This is a genomic window from Paenibacillus aurantiacus (assembly GCF_042431225.1).
Classification (GTDB): domain Bacteria; phylum Bacillota; class Bacilli; order Paenibacillales; family Paenibacillaceae; genus Paenibacillus_Z; species Paenibacillus_Z aurantiacus.
In genome coordinates, this window is record NZ_JBHMDO010000042.1 from 21,616 (window position 1) to 33,064 (window position 11,449).

At 59.1% G+C, this 11,449-nt stretch carries 11 protein-coding genes and 1 other annotated feature; of the genes, 2 read left to right on the forward strand and 9 right to left on the reverse strand.

The window, feature by feature from the left end:
* Positions 1-80: 80 nt before the first annotated feature.
* The 3 genes from ACFFSY_RS25745 to ACFFSY_RS25755 all read right to left on the reverse strand — a co-directional run bounded on the left by ACFFSY_RS25745 (position 81) and on the right by ACFFSY_RS25755 (position 1,909).
* Positions 81-719 (reverse strand): YdcF family protein, encoded by a 639-nt coding sequence (locus ACFFSY_RS25745; protein ID WP_377499558.1) that lies wholly within the window; start codon positions 717-719, stop codon positions 81-83.
* 136 nt (positions 720-855) lie between these two features.
* On the reverse strand, positions 856-1,548 hold the full coding sequence (locus ACFFSY_RS25750) for an LrgB family protein (RefSeq protein WP_377499560.1): 693 nt from the start codon (positions 1,546-1,548) through the stop codon (positions 856-858).
* Positions 1,535-1,909: a CidA/LrgA family protein gene (locus ACFFSY_RS25755; protein WP_377499562.1), complete on the reverse strand. Its 375-nt coding sequence runs from the start codon at positions 1,907-1,909 to the stop codon at positions 1,535-1,537. The genes ACFFSY_RS25750 and ACFFSY_RS25755 overlap by 14 nt, the downstream gene beginning before the upstream one ends.
* 206 nt (positions 1,910-2,115) lie before the next feature.
* On the opposite strand from ACFFSY_RS25755, the gene ACFFSY_RS25760 reads away from it, so the two are divergent.
* Together ACFFSY_RS25760 and ACFFSY_RS25765 are read left to right on the forward strand one after the other, a co-directional pair.
* On the forward strand, positions 2,116-2,484 hold the full coding sequence (locus tag ACFFSY_RS25760; protein ID WP_377499564.1) for a winged helix-turn-helix transcriptional regulator: 369 nt from the start codon (positions 2,116-2,118) through the stop codon (positions 2,482-2,484).
* A gap of 92 nt (positions 2,485-2,576) precedes the next feature.
* Positions 2,577-3,113 carry an NAD(P)H-dependent oxidoreductase gene (locus tag ACFFSY_RS25765; protein ID WP_377499566.1) on the forward strand — a complete coding sequence of 179 codons (537 nt, stop codon included), beginning with the start codon at positions 2,577-2,579 and terminating at the stop codon, positions 3,111-3,113.
* Positions 3,114-3,324: 211 nt separating this feature from the next.
* On the opposite strand, the gene ACFFSY_RS25770 is transcribed toward ACFFSY_RS25765, so the two are convergent.
* The 6 genes from ACFFSY_RS25770 to ACFFSY_RS25795 form a co-directional block, all read right to left on the reverse strand.
* Positions 3,325-4,086, reverse strand: a complete 762-nt coding sequence (locus ACFFSY_RS25770; RefSeq protein ID WP_377499568.1) for an ABC transporter ATP-binding protein — start codon at positions 4,084-4,086, stop codon at positions 3,325-3,327.
* 91 nt (positions 4,087-4,177) lie between these two features.
* Entirely contained in the window at positions 4,178-6,022 is a 1,845-nt protein-coding gene (gene argS / locus ACFFSY_RS25775) for an arginine--tRNA ligase (RefSeq protein ID WP_377499570.1), read from the reverse strand.
* 47 nt (positions 6,023-6,069) lie between these two features.
* Positions 6,070-6,300 (reverse strand) — a binding site (T-box leader).
* A 142-nt stretch (positions 6,301-6,442) separates the two neighbouring features.
* A complete protein-coding gene (locus ACFFSY_RS25780; protein ID WP_377499572.1) occupies positions 6,443-7,438 on the reverse strand; it encodes an ABC transporter permease in 996 nt (331 codons plus the stop codon).
* On the reverse strand, positions 7,435-8,925 hold the full coding sequence (locus ACFFSY_RS25785) for a sugar ABC transporter ATP-binding protein (RefSeq protein WP_377499789.1): 1,491 nt from the start codon (positions 8,923-8,925) through the stop codon (positions 7,435-7,437). The genes ACFFSY_RS25780 and ACFFSY_RS25785 overlap by 4 nt, the downstream gene beginning before the upstream one ends.
* A gap of 126 nt (positions 8,926-9,051) precedes the next feature.
* Positions 9,052-10,185 carry a sugar ABC transporter substrate-binding protein gene (locus ACFFSY_RS25790; RefSeq protein ID WP_377499574.1) on the reverse strand — a complete coding sequence of 378 codons (1,134 nt, stop codon included), beginning with the start codon at positions 10,183-10,185 and terminating at the stop codon, positions 9,052-9,054.
* Positions 10,186-10,536: 351 nt separating this feature from the next.
* Positions 10,537-11,421 (reverse strand): ROK family protein, encoded by an 885-nt coding sequence (locus ACFFSY_RS25795; RefSeq protein WP_377499576.1) that lies wholly within the window; start codon positions 11,419-11,421, stop codon positions 10,537-10,539.
* Positions 11,422-11,449: the final 28 nt, after the last annotated feature.

Sequence of the window (11,449 nt, forward strand, 5' to 3'; positions counted from 1 at the left end):
GGCGTTGTGAGGTCGCCGCACCTGGACAGTTGTTCCCATTAGTCTCGTTCACGCGCCGGAACAACCGCCTCGCTCCGATTTCATAGCCCGTCTCCCAGCGCTCGCCTAACCGGAAGCGTGATCCAGTAGCCGGTATAGTAGAACGTTTCGCGCAGCAGGAAGGGCAGCTTGCTCTTCGTCGTTCGGTAAGCCGACGTTTGCGTTGGCGAGGCGTACGCCTCTTCCATGCCCGCATGCTTGGCCATGACCATCGCGCGCTTCATATGCAGCGGATCGCTGACGATCGTCCACACGCGCACCCCTTCCTGAACGCCGATCTCGTACGCGTAGGACATATTTTGCTCCGTAATGGTCGACTTGGTCTCGATACGGATCGCCGACGAAGGGACTCCTTGCCCAATCGCGTAGCTGCGCGCCACTTCGGATTCCGCCTGATTGCCCGCATCCGCCCGACCGCCGGTCAAGATCAGCAGCTTCGCATAGCCTTCCTTGTACAGACGGACCGCATGGTTGACCCGCTCCCTGAGCACCGGTGACGGCTCGTCGCCCCACGCGGCAGCGCCAAGCACGACTGCCGCATCCGAACGGACCATTTGATTCTTTTCCCCATACGTCCAAATTGCGAATGCCGCATAGGTGGAGAAGCCGAGCAAGGCGACTACTGCGGCGATCACAAGCCGAAGCGACCATCTGAGCAGACGATTGTAAGGTTTCATCATATTCTTAATCTCCTTGCAAAGTCATGTACGGTCCGTCATAGCTGCATGTTCGTCGCACTCGTCTCGAAACGCGCGCCATCATCGGCTCCAGCCTGCCATTGCCCCTGCTCCCCCCTGCTCCTGCTTCCCGCGCCGCCTAGAAGAACCATAACGTCAGCGGCACCGACAGGAGCGTCAACACGACGCCCATCAGCCCCATCGCAAGGCCCGAATACGCGCCCTGCGTCTCGGAGTCCCGCATGACCTTGGCCGTGCCGATGCCGTGCGCCGCGGTGCCGACCGCAAGCCCGATCGCCTTGTCCCCGCGAATGCCGATGAGCCGGAGGAACGAGACGCCGACGAGACTGCCGAACAAGCCGGTCAGCACGGTGAATACCGCCCCCAGCTCGGGGACGCCTCCGTACAGCCGAACGAGCTCGATGGCGATCGGGGTCGTCGCCGATTTGGGCATCATCGCCGCGGCCAGCGCCCTATCGCCGCCCAGCAGGAAGACGATCCCTGCATTCGCTGCCAAGCTAACGACGGCGCCGAATACGACGCCGAAGAGCAGCATCTTCCACTCCGCCATAATGCGCTGCCAGTTGCGGTACAGCGGCAGCGCAAGCGCCACGGTCGCCGGTCCGAGCAGGAACGTAATCCATTGTCCGCCGTTATTGTAATCCTCGTACGGGATATCGAGCAGCGACAGGATCGCGATCAGCAGCGCGGAGCAGAGCAGCAGCGGATGAATGCGCCGGTATTTGCCGGACATATAATACGACAGCTCGAAAATGCCGATCGTCAGCGCCACGCCGAACACCGGCTTCGCCCATAATTCATGCCCCCACATGGTAATCCTCCTGCCGCGCCCGGTTCCGCCTGCGCGAGGTCATGACCGTCACCGCGCCGCCGGTAGCCGCCAGTACGCCGAGCGTGCCGAGGAGCACCGCGCCCGCTACGGGCAGCCAATGCGCCCGAATGATGGGGATATACATCATCACCCCGGCGATGACCGGGGCGAAGAACAGCATCATCCGCGAAAATAGCAAATCCGCCGCATCCTTGATCCAAGCCTCCTTCACCCAGCCGCGCAGCAGCGCGATCAAGAGCAGCAGCATGCCGACGACCTGCCCCGGCAGCGGCGCGCCCGTCGCGTACACGATGCCTTCCCCCGCCAGCCAAAAGCCGAGCAATATCGCAAAGCCTCTCATTCCCGTTTCCTCCCCAGCGGACAGCCCTCAGAAGCCTCATGTCTGAAGCCGCCTTCCACGTTATCCAACACACAGCCCCTATTATAGCGCGATTTACGCGATAGCCGGGATATTTTCGCGTACTGAGGCGGATTTACATTGCTTACCAAAGCGCCTATACTTCACCTAAAGCACGCTGCACCTCTTCGAAAAGGAAGTGAACGGACATGTCCGACCCGAACGCCCAATATGGCTTCAACGGCAAAACCTTCCCCTGCGCGACCGAGTTATCGATCGCGCTGTTATCCGGCCGGTGGAAGATGACGATCATTTGGAAGCTCAAGAACGGCAAGAAGCGATATGGCGAGCTGAAGGCGTCCATTCCGGGCATCACGCACAAAATGCTTGCCCAACAGCTGCGCGAGCTGGAGGAGATCGGCATCGTGCAGCGCTATGTGTATCCTGTCGTTCCGCCGAAGGTCGAATATGAACTGACTGGGCTGGGCGATGGGTTAGTCCCCATCTTGGAGCATTTGAACGAATGGGGCGAGCATTTTAGACTTCAGGAGCGCGAGGATATACTTTCCAATCGGTAAGTATTGCACCGATAAGTGCGTACTTACTTATTTTCAGCATCTATTGTATCGTAATAACAGAAAAACAAACCCGATACAGGAGATGATGCAAGATGAAAACATTAGTCGTGGTCGTTCACCCGAATTTGGCCGACTCCCGCATTAACCGTACCTGGACCGAAGCGCTCGAACAGCAGCCGATCAGCGTGACGGTGCATAAGCTGTACGAGGTTTATCCCGACCGGACGATCGATGTTGCCCGCGAACAACAGCTGCTGGAGGCGCACGACCGCATCGTCTTCCAATTCCCGCTCTACTGGTACAGCTCGCCGCCGCTCCTCAAGCAATGGCTCGACGAAGTGTTCCTCTACGGCTGGGCATACGGAACGGACGGCGGCAAGCTGAAAGGCAAGCAGTTCGGCGTGGCCGTCTCCACGCATGGACCGGCATCGGGTTATGCGGCAGACGGAGCGAACCGCTTCACGCTGCGCGAGCTGCTCCGCCCGTTCGAAGCGACCGCCCACTATGTCGGCGCCTCGTACTTGCCGATCTTCTCGCTTAGCGACGTGGACCACGTGACAGAAGCGGAGTTAGCGGGGAACGCGAAGGACTATGTCAAATTCGTGACGAACGAGCACGTTACGGTTTAACGAAAGGACCAAAGCTGCCTGCCCGCTTCATGCGGTTCGGCAGCTTTTGGCTTGTTGCGGATAACATCGCATGGCAGGCGGGCATGTCCTTGCTTGTATTGCATGCACTCCCCCGCCAAGCTGCACCGAAGCGCGATGCTGTCATACGTTATCGCCTCATCATCATGCTAGGCGGGTGGTTCCTTATAAAGTCGGCACGCGCCGTCTACGGCTATGTTTCTCCTGCTTCTTCATCCAGCGGCTTCCAAGGCTTCATATGCACGATACGGTCCGCGATTCCTGCCACATGTGCTTCGCTGCTCACCGGGATGAGGACCGATGCGCCAGCTTCACGCACAAGCTTCACGAATTTGCGATTATAAGGACTGAGCAAGTAATCGATGCCGTAGGATTCGATCCAAGGCGCGCAATAGAGTTTTTTCTGAAACGCATAGCCGATCGCAAGCGACGCTCGCCAGCGTTCCCCGCTGTTGAATTCCAGCGGACGATGGATGCGGCCATTGGCGGGATCGCGCATCTCGGCGCCAGACAGTTCGAACAACTCGGCGATGTCACGCAGCGTTAGGCTGCTTCCGCTTTGGGCCAGCCCGATCTCGATCTGATCCGCAACCGTCTTCACGCGCCTTAACAACCGCGTCAGCGCGTTCGGGTACGTCCGAAATTTACGGTAAGGAAATTCTGCCACGCCTTCGCCCATATAACACGACATGCGCTTTAAGATGGTATTGTCGGCTGGTGTTCCATTCACTTCTATTGTGCTATATGAGATGTTTAAATTCTCCGTCAACATAGGCTCGCGCCCGGCAAGCAGCCAACTGAGGAGCCATCCTCCTGAACCGATCGACCCGACGAGCCCGTATATTGTGCCCGGCACGATGGTCAGATTGAAGTCTCGTATGCTATCGATCATCTGAAAGTCATGAAACATTCGGGGCGTGCCATTGGTGTTCAAACTGCGAATTGGGATTTCCAAAGCTGTCTCCCCCCTTCCTCGATTGAAGCAGCGCTGCTAACTGATGCCCGTTCATTCTTCGCCGTTGGACGCTCTTCTCACCATTCGCCCCTTAAATCTTCTCCGGCGCCGCCAGACCGATCAACGACAACCCATTCCCCAGCGTGATCTTCACTGCCCGCACGAGCGCCAAGCGTGCGTTCCGCACCCCCTCCTCCTCCGCCATGATGCGGCATTCGTGATAGAAGCGGTTGAACGTTTGGGATAAGTCGATCAAATAACGCGCGACGATGGACGGCTCTAACTTGTGCATCGCCAGCTCCACCTTCTCGCCGAACAGCGACAGCTCCTTCACCAACCGCACGGTCGCGTCGTTCATCGGCAGTCCGGTCAACGCGGCATTGCTTACGATTCCATTAACTACGGTCCCGTTCAGCGAGGCTGTATCGGATGCTCGCCCGTCTTCGCGACCAATCACCACTACCTCACCCGCGGCATCCCCGCCTTCGCTGCCGATCGGCGCCGCTCCATCCGCGGCTTGCCCGCTCGCGAGCCCCGCGGCCTTCGCCTTCGCCAGCACGCTGCACGCACGCGCATGCGTATACTGCACGTAAGGACCGCTTTCGCCATCGAAATTGAGCACATCCTCCCATTTGAAATCGATGTCCTTGATCCGGCCGGAGCTAAGGTCGTTGAAAATAATGGCGCCCACGCCGACCTGCCGCGCGGCCGCGTCGAGGTCCTCGATCGGCTGCGGGCGGGATTCCATAATTTCGCGTGTCTTGGCGATCGCCTGATTCAGCACGTCCTCAAGCTTCAGCACATTGCCCCTGCGCGTGGACAAGCTCGCCCCTTCAAGGCTAACCCGTCCGAATGGTACGTGCACGAGGTCCTTCGCCCAGTCGCGGCCCATCAGCTCGACGACCTTGAACCATTGCGCGAAATGCAAGTTCTGCGCGTAATCGGTCACATAGATTGCTTTGCAGAAATCGTATACTTCTTTGCGGTACAGCGCTGCTGTAATGTCGCGCGTATGGTAGAGCGAGCTGCCGTCCTTCTTCAACATGAGCGCAGGCGGCATGTCGTACGCTTCCAGCCGGACAAGCCAAGCGCCCCCGTCCTCTTCCAGCAGCGCCTTCTCTCGCAGCTCAGCGACGACCGCTTCCATTCGGTCATTATAGAAACTCTCCCCCGCGTATGAATCGAAGAACACGCCGAGCAGCTCGTAGATCCGCCTGAACTCCGCCAGGCTGATGTCGACGAACCAGCGCCACAGCGCGAGCGCGTCCCCGTCGCCCTGCTCCATCCGAACGAACCAGCTCCTCGCCTCGTCTTCCAGCGATGGATTGCCGTCGGCCTCTTCATGAAACTTCACGTACAGGCGCAGCAGCTCGTCAATGCCGTCTTGCTCGACGGTCTGCGCATCGCCCCACAGACGATACGCCACGATCAGCTTGCCGAATTGAGTGCCCCAATCGCCAAGATGGTTGATGCCTACGCAATCGTAGCCGAGAAACTTATGGATCCGGTAAAGCGCATTGCCAATGACCGTCGAGCGCAGATGGGCGATATGGAATGGCTTGGCGATATTCGGCGACGAATAGTCGATAACGACTCTCGCGCCATCACCAATATTTCGCGAACCGTACCGCGTCCCCTGCGCCAGCGCTTCTCCGATGACGGACACCGCGAACCGCGCGCTGTCCAAGTAGAAGTTCAAATATCCGGAGACAGCCTCTATCCGTTCGACCTCGCCTAGATTGATCCGCGATTTCAGCTCCTCGGCGATCGCCTGCGGCGGCTTACGCAGCAGCTTGCTCAGCTTGAAGCATGGCAGCGACAGGTCCCCCATCTCCGGATTCGGCGGATATTCGATCAAACCCTCAATATTCGCCGCGTCAACGTTTTCGAGCAAATTCGTTATTTCCCGCGCAATAATGGCTTTGTACTTCCTCATGCTCCGCACTCCCCTTGTTCGATTAAACGCAAAAAAGGCCTCGTCTCCTAAGAGACGAGAGCCTGATGGATCCCGCGGTGCCACTCTAAGTGCCGTTCCCTATGGCACGGCCGCTCGATCGGGATAACGGCCCTTGACCGGATTCGCCTACGGCCGCGGCGCGGCGGTCGGCGAATCATCTCCCGGGTCCGCTTCCTCCTGGCGTGCGTACCGGCTTCCACCAACCCGGCTCGCTAAGACTGCACATCGCGGAGTACTCTCCCGTTCTTCAATGATACGGCTATCAACTTGGAGACTAAATTATCACAAAATTCACACATTAGCAATATGGATTTACTCCGTTAGGCTATCGCGCGATAGATCACGTACCCTTCCGCCGCATACGAAAGGCCGGCTGCTCCTCGGCAGCCGGCCCCTCCATCAAGCGTGCTTCCGCTTGTAATACGTAATGCCCAGCGCCAACGCCAGCACGGAACCCTTCACGATGTCCATCGCATAATACGGTACAGACAACATGACCAGTCCGTTCGATAGAATCCCGATGAGCACCGCGCCGACGAACGTGCCGAAGGCGTTCGGCTTGCCCGCCCCGAAGACGGAGAACCCGATGAACGCCGCCGCGACCGCATCCATCAGATAAGGCGCGCCCGCATTCACTTCCGCCGTCATAACCCGCGCCGCGAGCACGATGCCCCCAACGCCCGCGAACACCGCGGAGAGCAGATACGCAGCCAACCGATACCGTTTCACCGCGATGCCCGACAGCTTCGCCGCTTCCGGATTGCCGCCGATCATATACATGTAGCGGCCGTGCTTCGTGAAGTTCAAGAAGATATGCACCGCCACGACGACGACCAGCATGATAATGATGATCCACGGCACAGAACCGAGCTTCGAGAAGGCATCCGGAATGAGGCCTGTCGCGAAGTCGCCGCTTGGCATCACCATATTCTCCGAGATTGTCGCGCCCTTCGTATACGTCATCGCCACGCCTTGAATGACGAACATCGTCGCGAGCGTCATGAGCATGTCCTGAATGTTGAAGCTGGTCACCAAGAAGGCATTCAGAAGGCCGATCACGAGACAGACGACGATCGCGACCGCGATGCCGACGAACAGGTTCTGCCCGTGCCAGACGAACATCGAGATGACGACCGCGTTGGCCAGCGTCGCCGCGGAGCCGACCGACAGATCGAAGCCGCCGACGGCGAGCGAGACCGTCAGACCGATCGCGATAATCGTGACGATGGAGATGGAACGCAAAATATTGATAATATTAGACCCGTTCAGGAAGCCGTCCGCCATTGTGCCAAACACCGCCACCAGCACGAGGATCGTAAGGAGCGTCCCGTATTTGTATAACAACTCGACCGCGCCCAACGCGCGTTTTTCGCGAAGCCCATCCGCTGTTTTCATCTCGCCATGCCTCCCGTGCTGTAGAGCAAAATTTCTTCCTCGGTTGTATCCGTCGTCACCAGCTCCTTGCGGATGGCGCCGTCGTACATGACGTACATGCGATCCGTCAGTCCGAGCATCTCGGTCAGCTCGCTGGACGCGTACAGCACGCATTTGCCCTGTGCCGCAAGTCCCGCCACCAGCTCGTAGATGTCGCGTTTCGCCCCGACGTCCACCCCTTTGGTCGGCTCGTCGAATATGTACACGTCGGCATCTGCCAGCAGCCACTTGCCGATCGCCACCTTCTGCTGATTGCCGCCGGAGAGGTTGCGCACGAGCGCCCGCTCGCTCGGCGTCTTGATGCCCAGGCTGGCGATCATATCCGCCGACGCGGCCTTCTCCTTCTTACGGCTCAGCCATGTGCCGCCCGACGTCAATCGCGACAGCACCGCGGCCGTCAGATTGTTCCCGACCGATTCGCCGACGAAGACGCCTTCGCGCCGGCGTTCCTCCGGCACGAGTGCCAGCCCCCCGCGCACCGCATCATGAGGCGAACCGACCCGCAGCTTCCGTCCGCGCACGTAGATGTCGCCCGTCGCCGACGAAGACGCGCCGAACAGCGCTCGGCATAGCTCGGTCTTGCCCGCGCCGACAAGACCAGCCAGGCCGACGATTTCGCCCGATCGAACCGTTAGACTCACGCCGTTCACCTTACCCGGATCCGCGATATTCCTCGCTTCGAAGCCGACATCCCCGATCGCACGCGCCACCTGCGGGAACTGCCCGTCCATCTTCGCCCCGAGCATATGCTCGACGACCCGCTGCTGCGGAATATTGGCGATCTCATCGCGCACGACGAGCTTCCCGTCGCGCATGATCGTAATATCCTCGCAGATCTCGTACAGCTCCGGCAGCCGGTGGGAGATGAAAATGACGCCGACCCCCTCGGACTTCAACAACCTCACGAGCTTGAACAGCTGCGCGGTCTCGGCTTGGCTCAGCGGCGCGGTCGGCTCGTCCAGCACGAGGAAGCGGCATTCCAGCGTCATGGACCGGGCGATCAGCACCATCTGCTTCTCCGCAAGCGTCAGCTCCTGCACGAGCTTGCGTGTCGGCACCTGCACGTTCATCCGCTTAAGCACGGCCTCCGCCGACCGGTGCAGCTCGCCCCAGTTGATCCATTGGCGGCCCTTCATATCGTGGACTACGCGCTCGAGCATAATATTCTCCGCCACGGTCAAGTTGGGAATAAGGGCCGTATCCACCTCTTGATACACGATCTGGACGCCATGCCGCTTCGCGTCCTTCGGCTCGCGGATTGCCGCCTCCTCGCCATCTATCCGTATCGTGCCGGTATAATGCCCATAAGCGCCGGCAAGCACCTTCATTAGCGTCGATTTGCCGGCGCCGTTCGCCCCGATCAGGGCGTGAGCCCGGCCGCCATCGGCCGTGAAATCCACTTCGCTCAGCGCCTGCACCCCCGGGAAGGCGATCGAAATCCGTCTCATCTCAAGTCTTGCGGCCTGCTTCTTCACCTGTCTCGCCCTCCCCTATAAACAGGATAGAGCGCCCCTATCCATGAAGAATAGGAGCGCTTCTTAAGTTCAGTCCCGCTTCCGGGACCTATCGTTCAATTACTTGGCGTTCGCGTCTTTCAGCGCCTTCATCCAGTCTTCTTCGAAAGCTGTCGACTGGCCCCAGCCCGGAATAATGTCCGCCAGCGAGACCATGTTCACCGGCTCGGCGGATTCCGCAAGCTTCGCCTGCTCGATGTTCGCCGCTTCCAGGTCGTAAGTAGCCGGCGTCTCTTCGCCCGCGATCTTCTTCGCCAACAGGCGCAGGTCGACCGCGCCGATCATCTTCGGATCGACCGCCGCCGTGGACACCCACGGGCTGTTCTCTTCTTGCATCAGCTGCAGGTCGGCGTTGGAGACGTCGATGCCGTAAATTTTGATCTCCGTGCGTCCCGCTTCGACCAACGCGCGCGCCGCGCCGGTCGCGAAGGCGTCCCATGTCGCGAAAATGGCGTCGATCTCGCCTTTCGGGTGCTTCGCCAGCATCGCCGTGACGGCGTTCTGCGTCTCGACCGACGTGTTCGCCGTCGCTACGCCGAACCGCTCCACTTCTTTAATGCCCGGGTTCTTGGCGAGCACGTCCTGGTACACCGTATTGCGGCGCACCATCGGCGGGAAGCCGTCTACCCACAGGTAGACGATCTTCGCATCCGTGCCCTGCTCCTTCACCAGCTGGTCGAGCGCGAACTGCGCCAGCGCCTCGTCCTTCTGGCTCGTTAGCGTCACGCCTTCCACGTTCGCCAGATCGGCGTTCGAGTCGAATGCGACGACCTGCTTGCCTTTCTCGCGTAGCTTCTTCACCGCTTCGACCGTCGCCGGGTCGTCGCCGTGCGAGATGATGACGCCGTCATAGTCGCTGTCCGCCGCTTGCTCCAGCGCATCAAGGAATTTGGCCGTGTCGCCGTTCGCCGCGAACGTATCGACTTTAAAGCCGAGCGCCTCGCCCTCTTGCTTCGCGCCTGCCAGGAACTGCACCGTATGATCGTCTCCGCCGATTTTGCGAATGACTTTCACTTTAATCTCTTTATCTTTGATCGCAGCCGGCAAATTCGCGATTTCCGCCGTTGCTCCTGCCGCCGCCTCGCCTCTGCCGCCTTTATTGCCATTGTTGCCGCCGTTCTGCTGGCCGCAGCCGGAGATGACAATGACCGCCGCGAGCATAAGCCCGATCAGCCCCCGAAACTTCTTGTTCATACTAGAACCCTCCCATACCATTGCTTCTATGTAATACTAATACTAGTAATCCTATAGGATATATTTTAATGCGTCAATAACCTAAAGCTTTAATCGGCATGTCCGACGGCAAAGTTTAGAGAAATTACACAATTTCGAAAAATGACGATCATCAAACACCCGAAGACGCGCTCGGTCTCCCGTAGTGCGAAAGCGCGACAATGGCAGCTAGCTCGATGCGCGTAACGATCATGTCCAGACCATAATGCTGACTGTCCTCGCCTTTGACGTTCAACCAAAAAAAGAAGGGGTTGCCCCCTTCTAAACGGTCCTTCATTATGACGTCAGATGCTGATGTTGATATGCTCCAAGTTACCCGCGCGCCTCACTCAGCGCCTCAATCCCAAGCGCCAGCGAACCGCTCAAGCCCGCGTTGTTGCCGAGCCCTGGCGGTACAATGTAAGTATCGATCTGATCCAATATCGCGGCCGCGCTCACGTAACCGTTCAAGTTCCTTTTGACCTCGGCGCGGATAAGCGGGAATAGGTGCTGCTGCTGCATGACCCCGCCGCCTAGAATGACTTTCTTCGGCGACAATAGCAGAATCGTGCCGGTCACCGCCTGCGCGATATAGAACGCCTCGATTCCCCAAGCCGGATGGTCCGCTGGCAGCTCGTTACCTTTCGCCTTCCAGCGGCGCTCGATCGCCGGACCTGCCGCCATCCCTTCCAGACAATCGCCATGGTACGGGCAGCAGCCGGCGAAGTCGTCCTCGGGATGTCTGCGGGTGAGGACATGCCCGCCTTCCGGATGCACAAGCCCATGCACAAGTTTTCCTTCCGCATAGACGCCAACGCCAACGCCGGTTCCGACCGTGTAATAGACGCAGCTGTCCAGTCCCTTGGCCGCCCCCCATCTCGCTTCGCCGAGCGCCGCCGCGTTGACATCGGTATCCCAGCCGTATGGGACCGCGAACTCCCGCTTTAGCATCCCGACCAAATCAAAGCCCGACCAGCCCGGCTTGGGCGTCGTCGTGACATGTCCATAGGTCGGACTCGTCTTGTCGATATCGATCGGACCGAAGGAGCCAATGCCAATCGCCTCTACACCCTTGTCTCGAAAATATTCGATGACGTTCGCCATCGTAAGCTCTGGCCGCTCTGTCGGAAAACTTACGCGATCCTCGATCGTTCCATGTTCATCGCCAATGCCGCAGACGAATTTCGTGCCTCCCGCTTCTATCGCGCCAATACGCATTCCCATTGCCTCCTTTGTAGCCAGACCG

Bases quoted from the DNA above. Each gene is read 5' to 3' on its own strand.
- ACFFSY_RS25780 (WP_377499572.1), bottom strand. From the start codon at position 7,438: ATGAAAACAGCGGATGGGCTTCGCGAAAAACGCGCGTTGGGCGCGGTC.
- ACFFSY_RS25760 (WP_377499564.1), top strand. From the start codon at position 2,116: ATGTCCGACCCGAACGCCCAATATGGCTTCAACGGCAAAACCTTCCCC.
- argS (WP_377499570.1), bottom strand. From the start codon at position 6,022: ATGAGGAAGTACAAAGCCATTATTGCGCGGGAAATAACGAATTTGCTC.
- ACFFSY_RS25765 (WP_377499566.1), top strand. From the start codon at position 2,577: ATGAAAACATTAGTCGTGGTCGTTCACCCGAATTTGGCCGACTCCCGC.
- ACFFSY_RS25755 (WP_377499562.1), bottom strand. From the start codon at position 1,909: ATGAGAGGCTTTGCGATATTGCTCGGCTTTTGGCTGGCGGGGGAAGGC.
- ACFFSY_RS25785 (WP_377499789.1), bottom strand. From the start codon at position 8,925: ATGAGACGGATTTCGATCGCCTTCCCGGGGGTGCAGGCGCTGAGCGAA.
- ACFFSY_RS25790 (WP_377499574.1), bottom strand. From the start codon at position 10,185: ATGAACAAGAAGTTTCGGGGGCTGATCGGGCTTATGCTCGCGGCGGTC.
- ACFFSY_RS25745 (WP_377499558.1), bottom strand. From the start codon at position 719: ATGATGAAACCTTACAATCGTCTGCTCAGATGGTCGCTTCGGCTTGTG.
- ACFFSY_RS25750 (WP_377499560.1), bottom strand. From the start codon at position 1,548: ATGTGGGGGCATGAATTATGGGCGAAGCCGGTGTTCGGCGTGGCGCTG.
- ACFFSY_RS25795 (WP_377499576.1), bottom strand. From the start codon at position 11,421: ATGCGTATTGGCGCGATAGAAGCGGGAGGCACGAAATTCGTCTGCGGC.